Below are 16756 nucleotides of genomic sequence, written 5' to 3'. Positions count from 1 at the left end.
ATCCTATCATTATTTCAAATCCAAAAACAAAAGTGAAGTTTTTCGTTCACATAATAAACATATTATATGAATATTTTCCCAATATCTATGTAAATTGATTATTATTAACTTTGTACACCTGTAATTAAGTCTCGCTATTTTGTAAGTATCTGTCTGTCTTAACATATATATCAATTATGTAAAAAAACCTTTACATTAAGGTATGGTAAACATATAAAGAATAAATAATAAATACACTAATTAAGATAATAATTGTTTCAATAAAGCCAGATACTTTTTTACCCTTTTTTACTTGCCTTCTAGAATTGTATCTTTGCTTTGGTTTTGAATATTGTGATTGACTAGGCTTATTATTTTTTATATGTACATTTTTCTTACTTACAGTTGAATTACTATTTGCTTTATGTGTTCCTTCAGATATCATTTGGACAAAGTCACTTTTCATTTCAATAGCATCATGATATTCCCCGAGCAATGCCCGATGCAGGATTAACTTATGTTTTCTTAAAAATGAATTTTGGTTTATAGCCTCAAACAATTGACTTTTCCCATTACTATCTTTTTTTGTAAAGCGTTTCGGGTATGCTGCATTAATTAGGATCATTGCAATTGCAAATAAATCATAGGATGGTTCTGCCTTACGAGTTCCTAATCCCCAATAGCCTCTATCAAAAAACTCAGTGAACTCTTTTATTGAACGCCCTTGTTGGGTTGTTCCACCAACATCAATACACCTAATTTGCGGTGGGGGTCCACTAATTAATAGATTTTCAGGCTTTAAATCCCCAAAAACCCAGCCTTGTCTATGAAGTTTCTCAATATTCCCTAGCAGTTGGAGGATAAGCACATCAGCCCATTCTGTCCCTTTTTGTTGAACAAATTCAAGGAAATTATTCCCCTCTATATATTCCATAACATAAAATGGAGCAATTTTATTATTGTTTAACACCCAGTCATCAACATCAAGCAAAGAAGGCCCAAGAGACGTACCTTGGACCGTAGCAAACCTTTTTAGCACATTAACCTCTGATGTAATTGCCATACTATTTTTACTAAGTTTTATTGCAACTTGGCCCTCATGACCAATCGCTAAATAAACACTTCCCGTTGCACCTTGCCCAAGCAATTTTATTATCTTGTAAGTTTTGCCATTCCATTTACCTTTGATGACTTTTCCAGGTGATACATTAAAAGCCTGATTCATCGTAGTACTCTTCATCATTTCTTAAAAAGCTCCTTAAGGAATGTTTCTTTTTAAAACTTTGAACGGCATCTCTAATTGCTGGACCAGTAGGAGTTATTCCTCCAGTTGATAGTTTAGGGAAGATTGATGATAACGATTCTAGTTTTGGGGTCCAATCTAATACCTTTTCAACATCATTCTTTTTCCCAGGAAATACTGAAACCGAAAATTGGTTTTCGCCAATACGAGAATTTAGACTAATTGATAGGTCTAATAATGCTTCCTTGACTGTAGGAAGTTTAGGTTTCATACTTGCACTTGTATCTACTAAGATAAGGATATCTAGGCTTGATGTTTCTCCTAATTCATCTACGACCTCCATCACTTCTCCTCGTTTTTCTGGCGGTAACTCCTCAATAGAAGTATTTTTCCCTAATATTTGTTGGAGTTCTTTATTTACTACACCTTGAAGGGTTTGTGTCATTGCCTGTCTTGTAACCATCTGTACAGTTTGTGATAATTGATGGGCATAGACAATTTGATGGACACCTCCACCTGACATTGCAATTCCCTCAATTTCCTGTATTGCCTCATGGTCAATTACATTCTCTTCCAATACACCGATAACATTAACTGTTATTCCTTGTTCCTTTGCTAAAGCTGCCATTGCTATAGGATCTTCACCTTGGTTCGAACAACCATCTGTTATTAACAAGATTTGCTTTAAGTGTCCTTTTTTCATCATTTACCCTCCTAAGAGACGATAATATTCTGTGGCCGCTCATAAAAAGTGGACATAGATTTATTTTTATCATCTTCGCCAGAAGGTTTTTTTTTTATACTATCGTCACCCCGTCTTCTTTGACTTACCTGTCACAGGTATGCTCGCCCATTTCGGTGTATTATGGTCAATTGATGATACTACTACTGTCATATCATCTTCAATTTTACCCGCTCTTGTTCGTATCACTTCTTCCATGATGAGGTCAGCCACTTCTTGCGGATTAGTTGTTTTAATTTCACTTATCTTTCTCTTCATCCATAAATCATAGTTCTCTACATGCTTTGGCCCCTCGAAAATACCATCACTCATCATAATTAATAAATCTCCTGCCTTTAACTTTTCACCTACGACATCAACATCAAAATCATCTATGATTCCCATTGGTAAATTACTTGCTTGAATTCGGATGATTTTATCTCCTCTTTTTATATAACTTGGTGTTGAGCCGATTTTTAAAAATTTACTATTTCCATCTTGTAAATCAACAACAGCAAGGTCTAGCGTAGAGAATATCTCGTCAGTTGTCCTTAACGATAAAATCGAATTAATCGTCTTTATTGCAACCTTCTCTTCAATCCCTGTTTGGAGAATTTTCTGTAGAAGTTTAATTGTTTCATTACTCTCAAAATGAGCTCTTACACCATTCCCCATTCCATCACTAATTGCAACTGCAAATTTGCCTACACCTAAATCAATCATAGAATAACTGTCTCCAGAAACTAAACCTCCTCCTTTTGCAGCATGTGCCACTCCTGTATCAATTTTATATTTTTTTGCAGAGCCAAATGAGACATGACAATATCCATTAGGATAATTTGCACATTCTTCATGTTTTACAATAATTGATTCTTCCAAGATATCTGATAGCATTGGTGCAATAATTTTTTCACACTCTCCATGGCCATTACAGAATGGTATACTCATTTCGATATCGACATTGCCCTGCTCTAGGTTAAATATATCGACATTAACAATTTCTATCCCAAAGTTTTGTAACGCATCTAATATTTGCTCTTCCTGAACAAAGTGGTTTTCCCTTTCTCTCTTAATTTCATTTGATAAATCTTCCATTACATGTGAAACACCTAATAACTGCTCAGCAACTAACCTACGACTCTCTTGGACCTCCCGCTTTAATTTCTGGTTTGCTTGAAAATAATTAATCTCTTGTTCAATTGCCTCCTCTACTTTATTAGACTTTGAGCAATGCCTTTGAAAGTCCTTTTTCAATTTCAAATTATTTTGGTACGTATTTTGTTTGCTTTCGTGCATAATTCGTTGCATTAAATCATAAGTTGTATCAAAGTTATTAACCCAGCACTTTTCCTTTTTGAAACAATTTTGACAAGTACTCTCTGTTATATTACTTAAAAATAAGTCGGTTTCTCTTTGTTCTTCTTCTGGCTCATTTTTTTCATAAAAAGTTGCAAAACTCTCGGACAAAGCTTGGAAAACTTGTGAAAATTGGTCCACTCTATGTGCTGTAACATCTCTTATCTTTCTAACATATTGTTGCTGTTCCTGTGAATGTTCATTTGTACCCGGTATATGCTTAGCTAAACGTGCTGTTATTATTTTTGGTGTGATAAAAAACAATAGGATAGCAATCAGTGATTCAATCATAGTTGTCATTAATTCCGTTGAACCTTGCCCATACAGAGAAATTAGCAAAGTCCCTATCAATAAACCGATTGCTGTTCCAATCTTTTGACCTTCCCTTAGTAGTCCTCCTAATAATCCAGAAAATGCCAGTAAACTCATATGATATAAATTACCAACATTAGCTAAACTTAAAATTAACCCTGTGACAACACCTACAGTACTCCCAATACTGGAACCACCAATAAAGGCAAATAATAAGACAATGTATCTAGAAAAGATATGTTCTGCTTGAAGATTTTGATACGATACACCAACTAAACCTGTCATGACCGAAGCAAGTAATATCATAATGCAGATAATTTCTTCAACTTTTAATGAATGTTTGTATTTTCGTGCGGATATAAGCGGTATACTTTGGAGAAATATTAACGTTAAAATAAATGATAAGCCCGATTCAACACCAGCCATCATATAATCATACATAGTTAATGATGACTTAATAAGCATTGTATATGCTAGTCTTGTTATAGCTACCGTTCCAAATACGACAAAAGGTAATGCCTTGAGCTTATCTTTAAATATATATCCACACAACCGATTTAAGACAAGAAAAGCAACAATAGACATCATAATCATGACTGCAACATCAATCTTCACTGTAAAACCACCAGCTGTTAATGCAACAGCAGCAAGTAATGCTTTATCCCTTTTCATGAGGAATATCGCTCCAAAAAACGGCAAAGCAAAAGGTATAATTTCTGCTAATATAATTGCTCGTCCCAACAAAAACCCAATAATCGCATATATTAATCCCTTATGTAAGAGGAATAATTGTAGTCGAGATGAAAATTTATGTAAGAATCGATTGACTACTAGTTGGGTTTTTTGCATGCCCAAATCAGATATCGGCTCCATTAACCTTCTTTCCACTTTTTCCATGTTCATTCCCCCACTTATTCATATTGGTTGTAATTATATCGGATAGTGGGACAAGAATTTGTCAAACGAAGGAGGGCTAATCTAAAAACAGTTCGACTGTTTTTGAGCAATGCGACAAAACCTCCATGGATATGAAAATTTTACATATAATAATTCGCCAAAATTTTAGTCCTAACAGATATTCGGCTTAAAATAATGTCTAATTTCATGAAATAAGATAAATATCTTTTGTACTATCTCATGATAAATTCATATATAATCTTTATACGCTGGATATCTTAGTAAAAACAAAAAAAGCTAGCTGCATATATGCAACTAGCCTTTTTTTATGACCCGTACGGGATTCGAACCCGTGTTACCGCCGTGAAAGGGCGGTGTCTTAACCGCTTGACCAACGGGCCGATTTACTTTTTTTTACTATGGTAGCGGCGGAGGGGATCGAACCCACGACCTCACGGGTATGAACCGTACGCTCTAGCCAGCTGAGCTACACCGCCATAGATATAAAACGCCCCTAGTTATATGTCCCCATCTCAGTACGTTAATTCAAAGGAGCTTCTCGATGGGTACAACTCGTAGATGATTCATGGAAGCTTTGCTCGTCGCTCTAGCCAGCTGAGCTACACCGCCATAATCATTAATGAGACACAAGTTATATAATACAACCGTTCCTCTTATCAGTCAATAAAAATTTAGTAATTTAAACGTGTTTGCTTTGCACTACCTGAATGATAGGTGATTATTTACAGAAATACAAAAGGGGTGACTCAAAATAGAAGATTCACCCCTTTTAAATATATGAAAGCAGCAAGCTATCCTCTTCTAGCTCCACGACCACCACGTTTTGATTCTGTGTTACGTTTTAATGAAGATAATCTGTCTTCACTATCCTTTAAGAAACGGTTCATTTTTTGCTCAAAGCTTTCCTTCGTATTTGTACGAAAGTCATTCCCTCTTTGTCTTGGGCGATCTGACTGCCTTGGACGATCTGAGTTTCTTGGGCGTTCTGGACGTTCTGGGCGTTCTGGTCTGTCAATTGCTTTCTTGATTGATAAGCCAATTTTGCCATCTTTTTCTACATTAATTACTTTAACTGTAACTTCGTCTCCGACTTTTAAGTGATCATTGATATCCTTCACATAATTATCGGCAACTTCACTGATGTGTACGAGACCTGTTGCGCCTCCTGGTAGCTCAACAAACGCTCCAAAATTAGTAATGCCCGTCACTTTACCCTGTAACTTGCTGCCAACTTCAATCGACATAAAAATAATGCTCCTCCTTAAACAGATAAAAAATCATTCGAATCTTTATTATATTATACATAAATAAAAAATCTAGTGTCAACAAGGCTAGTCTTTTATATTGAAGATGATTTCATTATCATCAGATAAAAAATAATCCCTTCTAGCTATCTTCGCAATATACTCGTCATCGTTAAGCTTTACAATTTCTTCTCTTAATAACTTTTCCTCTTTTTCAAGACTAGTTAACTTCTCATCTAGTTCCTTCTGTTCTTCTCTTTTTTCATCAATCGCATTTGATTGATTATAAAGGGTGGTTATCATGATTGCAGAGCATATGATGACTAAAGAAAATAACATTACTAGTCTACGAAACAAACCTTTTTTGCGTCTTTTTGCTAGTTGCTGCTGCTTTTCTTGTTGCTGCATATATTGAGATTGTAACTCAGTAATTTTCTTTGATCTCTCAAAACTCATACAGATAAATCCTCCTACTTTTTCTTCACATGACGCCACCAGGACTTAAGTTTGTTATATATATTCTTGATTTTTCTCTTAAATCCTGCTATATATTTTAGATTCTTCCCAATAAGCACTCTTATCCTTTTCGGAACCAGTTTCCAAAATAACTTTAGAATATATAAAACAGGCATGAATAGAAATTTAATGATTGTTATTAAAATCTTATAGCCCCATTTAATAATATTCAATAGTAAATGCAATAAACCTAGTAAAATTGTTGTAACAAGCTGAAATAAACCAATAATTGGTTTGACTAGCATAACATGGCCAATTTTTATTAAAAAGCGATATATAGCTAAGCTTGTCTGAATTAACAATTCGAGGAAACGTAGATAAAGTTGTTTCAAAAGACTTTGATAAGTCGCATAACCACACAATACAGCAAGGAAGATATAGACTCGAAGTTCACCTTCATTCACTAGCAATAATATATAAAATAGGATGAGTCCCTGTACGAGCCAGAACATAAAATCATTTATAAAGACGACCCATCTCGCCCTCATTGGCCGCTTTAAAAAGCGACCATATGTATCAAGGGCAGCACCGAGCCAGCTTCCCATACCTACCATTGCCAGCATCGTATAAAATTGTGTAGATAAACTCATTTAAATAACTTGCTAAAGAGTCCTTTAGCTTTCTCCCCATGCTGCTCATCTAAGTAAATTAAATCAAAAATTCTTGAACCCTTTATCGATACTATTCCTTTATCTACATCAAGATTTTTCATTTGTAAGTTCTGGCCACGGATAGCTAATGCGCCCATTACCGTATCTAATAGGAATTCTTCATTATCGAAGCTTTCTACTTGTTTGACACCAGTAATTTCTAATAACTTCCTGCCTCGCATGATAACATCATGTTCTGGAATTGTACCTTTATTAACAGATGAATTGTTCTCATAATATTGATTCATGGCTACCTCCACATTCTTATAAAGGATTTTCTTCTACATGTTATGTATGAAGAAAACACTTTAGAACAAGCTCCCATGAATTACAAAGAACAATGTACCGTCATATGTTTAAAACTCCTGACTAATTTTTTCTTCCTTAACAATTTTATAAAGATTTGCAGCCTCTTCCTTTCTTGTCGTTTCTTTAATATCTAAAATCTCGACGGTGACAAGCTTTTGTCCAAAACGAACAAGTAACTCATCTCCTATTTTTACGTTTGAGCTTGCTTTACCAGGAACGCCATTAATCGATATTCTCCCCTGATCTGCAATCTCTTTTGCCAATGTTCTTCTTTTGATTAACCTTGATACTTTAAGAAATTTATCTAATCTCATTTTTACTCCCCCTCTTTTTCTAACTTCTTCGCTTCATTCCAATAAGCATCCATCTCTTCTAACGAGAGTTCTGTTAAATCTTGGTGTTGATTTCTAGCCATTTCTTCAATGTAACGGAAGCGGTTATAAAACTTCTTGTTTGTAACAATTAGTGCTTCCTCTGGTTCAATTTTATAATGCCTACCAACATTAACTAATGCAAATATTACATCGCCAAACTCTTGCAATATTTTGTGATTATTATCTTTTATCGTTAGCTCAACTTCAAGCTCCTTGATTTCTTCCTTTACCTTATCCCATACGTCATCTATCGAAGTCCAATCAAAACCTACTTTAGCTGCCTCTTTTTGAAGATGGTACGCCTTTGATAATGCTGGTAATGATGTTGTAACTTTATCTAAAATAGATAATACTCTACCCTCTGTCTTTTCTGCTTGCTTAATATCATTCCAATTCTTCAATACATCATCTGTCCCGGAAACCTTTATGTCACCAAAAACATGTGGGTGTCGGCGCACCATTTTATCTGATATTCCTTTTATCACTTCATCAATTGAAAACATACCATCATCTTCACCGATCTGTGCATGGAGCACGACCTGCAACAGTACGTCTCCCAGTTCTTCAATAATATGATCAATATCCTCTTCGTCAATTGCTTCTATTAATTCATAGCATTCTTCAATTAGATATTTTTTTAATGACTGATGAGTTTGTTCTATATCCCACGGGCAACCATTTGGCCCCCTTAACTGAGCAATGATTTGACGAAGCACATTAAACTGATGATGTAACTGCTCCCTGTTATCTACTGGCGGTACATAGATACTTGTTAAATTGTTTACGTTAATTTCCCGATCAATTTCATATAATGGAACTTCCTTGATTAGCTGGTCTTCACTGCCTGCTGCAGTTACAATTTTTACTTTATAATCATCCGGCAATTGTTCCATTAAAGATAATTTCACTTCGGAAGCGACGATTTGGTCATATACTTGTGTAATGATAAGATGCCCTTGTAGGTCTAATTTATTGCTTTCCATACTTATAGCATCAACTAACTGAAACCCTTCAACTGGGTCAATTTCTAATGCTTGGAACATCGCATCCAAAAAGCTTTGCCCACCTTGTACAACGATTGTATAACCTTTTCCCCTACCTTCATTTAGTAGTAATTGAACAGTTTTTTCAGCTACTAACGGGTGACCAGGCACAGCATAGACAATATCATTATACTCTGCCTTTTGTAATAAAGATTCCGTTATCGTACGATACACTTCTTCAAATTGACTGCTTTGTTCATATACTGTATCAAAGGACTCATATGATATCTCTTGTTTTAGTTCATCAATGACTGGATGCTTTTCAGTACGTAAATATAAATGCTCCGTTTCTGTTATCATCTTGTATACACCAAAGGGTAACTGATTTAGATCACCTGCACCAAGTCCAATTATTGTTATTTTCTTTCCCATTTACTTACCTCATTTCATATTTGCAAACTTTTTTATGATTGGGATATATCGAAGCTCTTCCTTTGTAAAAACTGCTATCTTTAGACAAGTTGCAATGTATATAATCGCACCGATAAATACTAATATAAATGTCACATATGTAGCTTGGAGACGATTTTCAAGGTTTAGAAATAAATCAAACACATAATATACACCTGTCACAACACTTACCATTAAAACACACGATAAACTAATCTTTAAAATTTCTTTGTATTCTTGAAATAAGTATCCTTTTTTCACTAAATATAAAAAAGTAATAAACGTCACAATCATATAAGATAAAACACTTGATACTGCAGCACCATTTATACCATAGTGAGTAATTAAAAATTCATTTAGGTAATATTTACTGATTACACCAATTATCACAGCTAAAGCAGGCATATAAACAAGTCCCAATCCTTGTAACACGGCAAATAGTGTTAATGATAACGATGTAAACAAAATGGAACTACTTAATATCATTAGTACGGACGAACCTGAATAATTTGTAAAGAGCATTACATTTGCAGGCTTTATAATTGCAATTAATCCCGCTGCTGCTCCTGCTCCAATAAATACACATAATTTTATCGATAGATTTAGCTTTTCTTTAATTAATTTATAATCATTTCTCACCTTAGCAGTCGCAATTAATGGAACTAATGATAGTGCTAACGAGGTAGCCACAACTGTACCTAGTTGAATAAGGGGTTGACCTCTGTCATATATCCCCTTCGTCTCCTTAGCCACATTACTATCCATACCGTTTTCCACCAATAGTGTATATAGATTTAACGAATCAATGAGCTGTATCAATATTAGTAATAAGCTACTTATACAAATCGTCCAACTGTACTTTAGTAAAGAAATAATAATCTTTTTTGATGATATGCTTGGACTTCGAGTAAACGTCCACTTTATATTTTTTGACTCTCCTCTTTTCCACCATATGTAAAATAAACAACAAAACGCAGCTATACTACCAACTATTGAACCTACTAACGCACCAAATCCAGCTTCATAAAAATTATAACCTGCACGTATTAGAAAGTAAGAGCTAATCAAGATAACAGATACTCTTATCCCTTGTTCAATAACTTGCGAAATGGCAGTAGGGTGCATGCTTTGATCAGCTTGAAAATAGCCTCGTAAAGTTGAGATAAACGGGGTGAAGATAAAAGCCAATGATGTAATTTGAATAAGTGGGGTTAATTGATAGTCCCCCATAATCATAGCAATTTCATCTGCACAAAAGAAGAGTATGACACTTAGTATAAAACTACTAATAAAAATATAAAAGAATGATACCGTTAATATCTTTGAACGTACTTGATTTGATTTTCCATAACCATATTCCATCATTACTTTCGACACCATGACCGGAAATCCTGACGTGGCCAATATAACACTCATGCCATATAAAGGATAAACCTGCTGATAAATATAAAAGCCTATGTCTCCGACAATATTTTGATACGGGACACGATATATTGCGCTTAATATCTTTGTTATTATACCTGCAACAGTAAGGATAAAAGCCCCTTGCATGGCCATTTGAATACTATTGTTCTTCTGAACGTTCATGTTAGCCCCTCTCATTCTAAACTTTATTATAGCATATTCATTTTACAAGATTTGGGCATAATGAGCTTGTTCAATATATTTCAAATTCCAATGCGCACTACCCTTTTACAGAGAGTACTTACACTGAACTTAGAACGATAAGTAGTAAATAAGTAAATAGCAAATATGTTATATAACTAAACAGTAGTTACAGAAAAAAAGGCAGCCTACATCGTAGGCCACCTCCCTTTTACTGTTCCATCTGTCGCGCTAAGAAACCTGCTGCTGTTTCGACAGCTTTATGCTCAACTTCACCAATTGATTGGTCCTTTGAGTATATAAGCACTGCACCAATTGGGTCTCCATTTGCAACAATCGGACCTATGGTATAGGATTTTATATCCTCATTTAACCCTTCAACTATTTGAGTCTCTCCAGTATCTGTTTTTAATACAGATGTTCTATCATCCATGACACGTTCGACTACTTCTCCTATACTTTTATTAAGATAATCCTTTTTAGAGCCACCCGAAACGGCAATATATGTGTCTCTATCACATATTAGTACTGGATGACCTAAACTATCGTATAGAGCATCTGCATACTCCTTAGAAAAGTCGCTTAACTCACTTATTGGTGAGTATTTCTTCAAAATCACTTCACCATCACGGTCTACAAATATTTCTAGAGGGTCTCCTTCACGGATTCGTAGTGTTCTTCTAATTTCCTTCGGAATCACTACACGACCTAAATCATCAATGCGACGAACAATACCAGTTGCTTTCATCTTATGTTGCCTCACTTTCATCGGATGATTGGAAAGGATGATTGTTTTTCCCCTGTCAATTAGAGAATTTTATTTATTCCCAAAATAATTGAAGTCTTTTCTGCAAGCCTTGTCAATATAGGTTAACACTTTCACCATTTGCAAGAATCTCCTCAGCATAGTTCTATATTAGGCCTAATAGAAATTAATAAAAACTGTAGGTAGTTAACAAGGCATTGCTTAAAAGGTTTAACAGGTGCTTTTTTCTATATGTAACAATCACCATTTGTTGAAATTAGTATCCTACACATGGGATGTAATATACATCCAGAAAGTGATTTTTTCTAAATTTCATCATTTGAGCAACTATTCATCATGGCCATGAATAATTAGTTATAAACGGTCAATTAATACTTAAATTTTCCTTTTTAACATTAACTAGCCCATTTAATAGCTCTTTTATGATCGCTAGCCATCTCTGCTCAGTTAATCCTTTTGTTAAAATGGCGATTTTAAGTCGTCCCCCATCCATACCCAGACTGACAGTACGATTATATTTAGAACTTAGTTCGAATAACAGAGCACCATCAATTTTATTACTAGCTTCCTCTTCTAAGTAAATATTTATTTGGTCTTTTTCTTGTTTAATCATCTCGACACGTTCTTGAATCGAATAAACTTTTATTGCAGCAACCTGGAATAAATAGTCCACCTCGATTGGATATTCTCCAAACCTGTCAATCATCTCTTCCTGTAATTCTTCTAATTCTGTCAGAGATGTAATCGTCCTAAATCGCTTATACATGTCGATTTTTTGACGGCCATCAGTAATATAATCCTGTGGTAAGTAAGCATCAAGTTGTAAATCGATCTCTACATTAATTTGCTTTTCTTTCGGTTTATCAGTTCTTCGTTCCTCAATTGCCTCTTTTAACATCTGTGAATATAAATCAAACCCGACTGAGTCAATAAAGCCATGCTGTTGTGCACCCAATAAATTTCCAGCGCCTCTAATCGATAAGTCCCGCATTGCAATCTTAAATCCGGATCCTAATTCGGTAAACTCTTTAATTGCCTGTAGCCTTTTCTCTGCAACCTCTGTTAAGACTTTATCTTTTCTATGTGTAAAGTACGCATATGCAATACGATTTGAACGACCTACTCGACCTCTTAATTGGTAAAGTTGAGATAATCCCATTTTATCTGCATCATTTACGATTAGCGTATTGACATTTGGGATATCAACACCGGTTTCAATAATCGTCGTACTAACAAGGACATCAAATTCACCCTCTAGAAAGTTTAGCATGACAGACTCTAATTCATTTTCAGTCATCCTTCCATGAGCATACGTCACCCTTGCATCAGGTACAAGCATCGAAATTTCTTCAGCCTTTCTCTCTATATCCTCTACACGATTATATAAGAAAAATACTTGACCACCACGAGCTAACTCCCTTTCAATCGCTTCTCTAACAAGTGCACCATTATACTCCACAACATAAGTTTGAACCGGGAATCGATTCTCTGGTGGTGTTTCGATGACTGATAAATCACGAACGCCAAGCATTGACATATGCAATGTTCTTGGAATTGGAGTCGCTGTTAATGTAAGTACATCAACATTTGTTTTTAACTGTTTAATTTTTTCTTTATGAGTAACACCAAATCGTTGCTCTTCATCAATAATTAGTAATCCTAAGTCTTTATATGTTACATCCTTTGATAAGAGGCGATGCGTTCCTATTACAATATCAACGGTACCATTAGCTAAACCTTTTTTTGTTTCGGTTATTTCCTTTCTCGTTCTAAACCTGCTTAATAACCCTATTTCTATTGGGTAATCTTGAAACCTTTCTCTTATGGTCTCATAATGCTGTTGTGCTAAAATGGTTGTTGGGACTAGCAGTGCTACTTGTTTCCCATCCGCAATCGCCTTAAAGGCAGCCCTAATAGCCACTTCTGTCTTACCATATCCAACATCTCCACATAGAAGCCTATCCATTGGGCGGATTCGTTCCATATCTTTCTTAATTTCTTGTATTGAACGTAGTTGATCCTCAGTTTCTTGATAAGGGAAGGCTAACTCAAATTCTTTTTGCATTTCTCCATCCGGTGAGAAAGCATATCCTTCGCTTGCTTCCCTCTCTGCATACAATTTTATTAAATCATCGGCAATATCTTGAACAGATGATTCGACCTTTCTTTTAACTTTCTTCCAATCGTTCCCACCCAATTTGTAAATCTTCGGTTCTTTACCTTCAGACCCTACATATTTTTGAACTTGATCTATTTGTTCAACTGGTACATATAATTGGTCGCTACCTTGATAACGGATATTTAAATAATCTTTATGTATGCCATTTATCTCTAACGTTTCAATACCGAGGTATTTACCTATACCGTGATTAACATGGACAACATAGTCACCTATTTCAAGCTCTGAATAACTTTTAATTCTCTCTGCATTTGAAAGCTTCTGCCTTCTCACCTGTTTTTTAACACGCTTTTTAAAGAGCTCTTCCTCAGTTATTACGGCTAGCTTTTGCATCGGAAGTTCAAAACCAGTTTGTAAATCACCTTCCATAATGATAACTTTTCCGTTGATAAGTTTATCTTCTCTATGCTTAATAGTAGAATTTATTTCGTAATCGTCTAAAACTTGTTCTAGCTTTTTCGTTCGTTCTTCATTAACACCTAGAAAAACAATCGCATAGTTTGATTTTTTCCATCGTTCTAACTCATTTTTCAACACATTCATTTGTCCATGAAAGTTTTGCATTTGTTTACATGACAAATTTAAAATGTTTTGTGGGCTTGTATGAGGAACATGACGTAAAAACAATGATAAATAAATAAGTGAATGCCTCGATTTTTGGATAACATCAACATATGAGTGCGAGAGCTTTATGTCATGAATTATTTTTCCATCCTCAAGTAAGCTCGTATACCATTCAGCCTCTTCTCGATCTAACTGGTCATATGTTTCATGTATTCTGCCTATTTCGTCAAGAACAACAATCGAGTTACTTGGAAAATAGTCTAGTAGACTACTAGCTGCATCATAGAAGAGCGAAGAATATTTAAAAATATCTTGATCTACTTGGTCATTTCGTAGTCTCTCCAGGTCATACTGAATATTTTCAAATAGAAGCTCCTTATGTTTTTCATCTTTTACTTTCTTTAAGCTTCTAGATAAACCCGCTTCAATCGCATCTATTGCACGAGTCTTTGCCTCACCGTTAATAAATAATTCATTTGCAGGACCGATTAAGATTTCCTTCAACATATTAAGTGACCGCTGATCCTCTATATTAAAGGTCCTTATTGAATCAATTTCCGTATCAAACAACTCAATTCTGACTGCTGTTTCCTCTGTTAACGGGTATATATCAACAATTCCACCACGTACACTAAACTCTCCTGGTGAACTAACCATATCTGCTCTTTCATAGCCTAGTGAATGAAGCTTATTTATGAGCTCATCTAAATTAATATCTTGTCCTAAAGACAAGCTAACTTGCTTTGTCTGCCACAGTTTTTTGGGTGGTAACATCCTACGGATTCCTGCAACAGGTGTTACAACAACTGTTTGTTTCTCTTCTGTCAAACGATTCAAGACTTCAATTCTCTGCGCCTTAAGCTCAGGGCTTGCAACAGCAATTTCTGAGGCAATCAAATCATTGACTGGATACAGGTATACAATATCACCTAACAGATTAACAAGGTCTTCATAAATCTTTTGAGCCTGGTATAGATTGTGAGTGACCACTAACAATGACTTATTTAAATCATTATATAGTGCTGAGGTAAATACGGTTCTAGCTGACCCCGATAAACCTGCTACTAACTGTTCCTTTAACCCTTCCTTTACGCCTGAAACAACTGTATTGAAATCATCTGTTTCATTAAAATAAGTTTGTAAATTATCCAAGGTTAGCCCCCCTTTCAGGTATATTCATAGATTTACTTTGTTGTTAAATTCTTTATAAATACCATTTTTAATTGGTTAGTATTCATATTTGGCTTTACTAGCTTTATCGTCTGCATTGACTTTTCCAATAGCATATTCAGTTTAGGTGGAGTAGTGTTGTTACGAACGCACAAGCAAACTTAATGTCATCTCCTCAAATTACATGAGAATACGCTTACTGTAATGAGTCACACAAATTTAACCTGCATACATGAGTTGTAATAAGCTGGAAATCCAAACAGAAAAATGCTTTGGGTTTGCCCAAAGCTCTTACTGAATAAAACTTTCATATTGGTGGAATTCAGGGTTTCTATTTAATGCATCCTGACAGTCCTCACATATTGTCTTTACATGTATATCTCCATTTTGCTGGTAATTTATCATTTCTTGTCTCTCTTCATTATTTAAATGATGAAAGCCTAATTGTTCACTAGTAACGGAAATATTATCAATGCTTCCTACTTTCACACCACAATGTCTACAATGATAATGCAGAGCCATATATACCTCCTGAAAAAGGATTATTTGCATATAGTATGAACCTATTTCAGGAAGAATATACATGGGTTATAAATATCTCATATGTAGAGGTATCCTAAAGTATTCCTGATTAATTAAACTCATTCATAACTTGTAAAAAGTCAGTAGTTACCCACTTCTCACAAGCAAGAGTTGAACGCTTAATAGCATGACTTATTTCTACTTGTTCTTCATCAAGAAAACGTCCTAAAACATAATCAGTTATCTTCATTCCATTTTTTGGACGGTCAATCCCTACTCGGACACGATTAAATTGTTGTGTAGCTAAATGTAGGATAATAGACTTTATTCCATTATGTCCACCAGCACTCCCTTTTGTTCTAAGGCGGATTTTCCCTACCGGTAAATCTAAATCATCATAAATGACAACCAACTCATCATCACTTATTTCATAATAGTCCATTAATGGACGAATACATTCACCAGATAAGTTCATGTATGTCAGTGGTTTTAATAATATGACTTTCTCACCTGCAATATGACCCATTCCATACACACCGTTAAATTTTTGGCGGTCTAAAGGAATTGATAATTCTTTAGAAAGTTCATCTATTACCATAAAGCCAACATTATGTCTAGTTAGCTCATATTGTTTACCTGGATTCCCAAGACCAACAATGAGTTTCATGTTTGAAACCCTCCTAACAATTCTTCCATTTATAAGTTACTCAACTTTCGCATCGAAAAATGAGCGATAGGTTCAACCAACAGTAGTTGCTAATGTCATTCAAGTACGATCATTGACACAATAAAAATGCATGAAAAAACACCTATCCGTTTGGTATAGTTGATTTGTCGAGAATCAAAATTCCATACAGAAGAGGTGTCCTCTATATGATAGCGAATAATGACCAAA

At 34.9% G+C, this 16756-nt stretch carries 14 protein-coding genes and 2 tRNA genes; all 16 read right to left on the bottom strand.

Annotated features, from left to right (window positions below):
• Positions 1 to 190: 190 nt before the first annotated feature.
• Positions 191 to 1222 carry a serine/threonine protein kinase PrkT gene (gene prkT / locus J2S19_RS21755; RefSeq protein WP_307346412.1) on the bottom strand — a complete coding sequence of 344 codons (1032 nt, stop codon included), beginning with the start codon at positions 1220 to 1222 and terminating at the stop codon, positions 191 to 193.
• Positions 1188 to 1925: a VWA domain-containing protein gene (locus J2S19_RS21750; RefSeq protein ID WP_307346409.1), complete on the bottom strand. Its 738-nt coding sequence runs from the start codon at positions 1923 to 1925 to the stop codon at positions 1188 to 1190. The genes prkT and J2S19_RS21750 overlap by 35 nt, the downstream gene beginning before the upstream one ends.
• Positions 1926 to 2030: 105 nt before the next feature.
• Positions 2031 to 4508 (bottom strand): stage II sporulation protein E, encoded by a 2478-nt coding sequence (spoIIE, locus tag J2S19_RS21745; RefSeq protein ID WP_307346406.1) that lies wholly within the window; start codon positions 4506 to 4508, stop codon positions 2031 to 2033.
• Between the two features lie 329 nt (positions 4509 to 4837).
• Positions 4838 to 4909, bottom strand: a tRNA-Glu gene (locus J2S19_RS21740).
• A 19-nt stretch (positions 4910 to 4928) separates the two neighbouring features.
• Positions 4929 to 5005: transfer RNA gene (locus tag J2S19_RS21735), tRNA-Met, on the bottom strand.
• Between the two features lie 315 nt (positions 5006 to 5320).
• Positions 5321 to 5773, bottom strand: a complete 453-nt coding sequence (locus J2S19_RS21730) for a S1 domain-containing RNA-binding protein (protein ID WP_307346403.1) — start codon at positions 5771 to 5773, stop codon at positions 5321 to 5323.
• 87 nt (positions 5774 to 5860) lie between these two features.
• A complete protein-coding gene (locus J2S19_RS21725) occupies positions 5861 to 6229 on the bottom strand; it encodes an FtsB family cell division protein (RefSeq protein WP_307346401.1) in 369 nt (122 codons plus the stop codon).
• A gap of 14 nt (positions 6230 to 6243) precedes the next feature.
• Positions 6244 to 6879, bottom strand: coding sequence for a spore cortex biosynthesis protein YabQ (gene yabQ, locus J2S19_RS21720; RefSeq protein ID WP_307346399.1), 636 nt, complete (start codon positions 6877 to 6879; stop codon positions 6244 to 6246).
• Positions 6876 to 7187, bottom strand: a complete 312-nt coding sequence (gene yabP, locus J2S19_RS21715; RefSeq protein WP_307346396.1) for a sporulation protein YabP — start codon at positions 7185 to 7187, stop codon at positions 6876 to 6878. Before yabP ends, yabQ begins: the two co-directional genes overlap by 4 nt.
• A 108-nt stretch (positions 7188 to 7295) precedes the next feature.
• The gene (locus J2S19_RS21710) at positions 7296 to 7562 is read right to left on the bottom strand and encodes an RNA-binding S4 domain-containing protein (protein ID WP_307346393.1); all 267 of its coding nucleotides are present in this window, start codon (positions 7560 to 7562) and stop codon (positions 7296 to 7298) included.
• Between the two features lie 2 nt (positions 7563 to 7564).
• A complete protein-coding gene (gene yabN, locus J2S19_RS21705; RefSeq protein WP_307346392.1) occupies positions 7565 to 9037 on the bottom strand; it encodes a bifunctional methyltransferase/pyrophosphohydrolase YabN in 1473 nt (490 codons plus the stop codon).
• Between the two features lie 9 nt (positions 9038 to 9046).
• Positions 9047 to 10642, bottom strand: a complete 1596-nt coding sequence (locus J2S19_RS21700; RefSeq protein ID WP_307346389.1) for a putative polysaccharide biosynthesis protein — start codon at positions 10640 to 10642, stop codon at positions 9047 to 9049.
• A gap of 229 nt (positions 10643 to 10871) precedes the next feature.
• Complete coding sequence (gene spoVT, locus J2S19_RS21695) at positions 10872 to 11408, bottom strand: stage V sporulation protein T (protein WP_307346386.1); 537 nt, start codon at positions 11406 to 11408, stop codon at positions 10872 to 10874.
• 382 nt (positions 11409 to 11790) lie between these two features.
• Positions 11791 to 15321 carry a transcription-repair coupling factor gene (gene mfd / locus J2S19_RS21690; RefSeq protein ID WP_307346384.1) on the bottom strand — a complete coding sequence of 1177 codons (3531 nt, stop codon included), beginning with the start codon at positions 15319 to 15321 and terminating at the stop codon, positions 11791 to 11793.
• Positions 15322 to 15630: 309 nt separating this feature from the next.
• A complete protein-coding gene (fin, locus tag J2S19_RS21685; protein WP_307346381.1) occupies positions 15631 to 15861 on the bottom strand; it encodes an anti-sigma-F factor Fin in 231 nt (76 codons plus the stop codon).
• Positions 15862 to 15970: 109 nt separating this feature from the next.
• Complete coding sequence (gene pth, locus J2S19_RS21680) at positions 15971 to 16528, bottom strand: aminoacyl-tRNA hydrolase (RefSeq protein ID WP_307346378.1); 558 nt, start codon at positions 16526 to 16528, stop codon at positions 15971 to 15973.
• Positions 16529 to 16756 lie beyond the last annotated feature (228 nt).

This window comes from Metabacillus malikii (assembly GCF_030813355.1).
In the GTDB taxonomy this organism is placed as follows: domain Bacteria; phylum Bacillota; class Bacilli; order Bacillales; family Bacillaceae; genus Metabacillus; species Metabacillus malikii.
This window is presented reverse-complemented; position numbering and strand designations above follow the sequence as displayed.

Coding starts and splice junctions, on each gene's coding strand:
- spoVT (WP_307346386.1), bottom strand. CDS start 11,408: ATGAAAGCAACTGGTATTGTTCGTCGCATTGATGATTTAGGTCGTGTA.
- J2S19_RS21750 (WP_307346409.1), bottom strand. CDS start 1,925: ATGAAAAAAGGACACTTAAAGCAAATCTTGTTAATAACAGATGGTTGT.
- yabN (WP_307346392.1), bottom strand. CDS start 9,037: ATGGGAAAGAAAATAACAATAATTGGACTTGGTGCAGGTGATCTAAAT.
- spoIIE (WP_307346406.1), bottom strand. CDS start 4,508: ATGGAAAAAGTGGAAAGAAGGTTAATGGAGCCGATATCTGATTTGGGC.
- J2S19_RS21710 (WP_307346393.1), bottom strand. CDS start 7,562: ATGAGATTAGATAAATTTCTTAAAGTATCAAGGTTAATCAAAAGAAGA.
- yabP (WP_307346396.1), bottom strand. CDS start 7,187: ATGAATCAATATTATGAGAACAATTCATCTGTTAATAAAGGTACAATT.
- pth (WP_307346378.1), bottom strand. CDS start 16,528: ATGAAACTCATTGTTGGTCTTGGGAATCCAGGTAAACAATATGAGCTA.
- fin (WP_307346381.1), bottom strand. CDS start 15,861: ATGGCTCTGCATTATCATTGTAGACATTGTGGTGTGAAAGTAGGAAGC.
- J2S19_RS21700 (WP_307346389.1), bottom strand. CDS start 10,642: ATGAACGTTCAGAAGAACAATAGTATTCAAATGGCCATGCAAGGGGCT.
- J2S19_RS21725 (WP_307346401.1), bottom strand. CDS start 6,229: ATGAGTTTTGAGAGATCAAAGAAAATTACTGAGTTACAATCTCAATAT.
- yabQ (WP_307346399.1), bottom strand. CDS start 6,879: ATGAGTTTATCTACACAATTTTATACGATGCTGGCAATGGTAGGTATG.
- prkT (WP_307346412.1), bottom strand. CDS start 1,222: ATGATGAAGAGTACTACGATGAATCAGGCTTTTAATGTATCACCTGGA.
- J2S19_RS21730 (WP_307346403.1), bottom strand. CDS start 5,773: ATGTCGATTGAAGTTGGCAGCAAGTTACAGGGTAAAGTGACGGGCATT.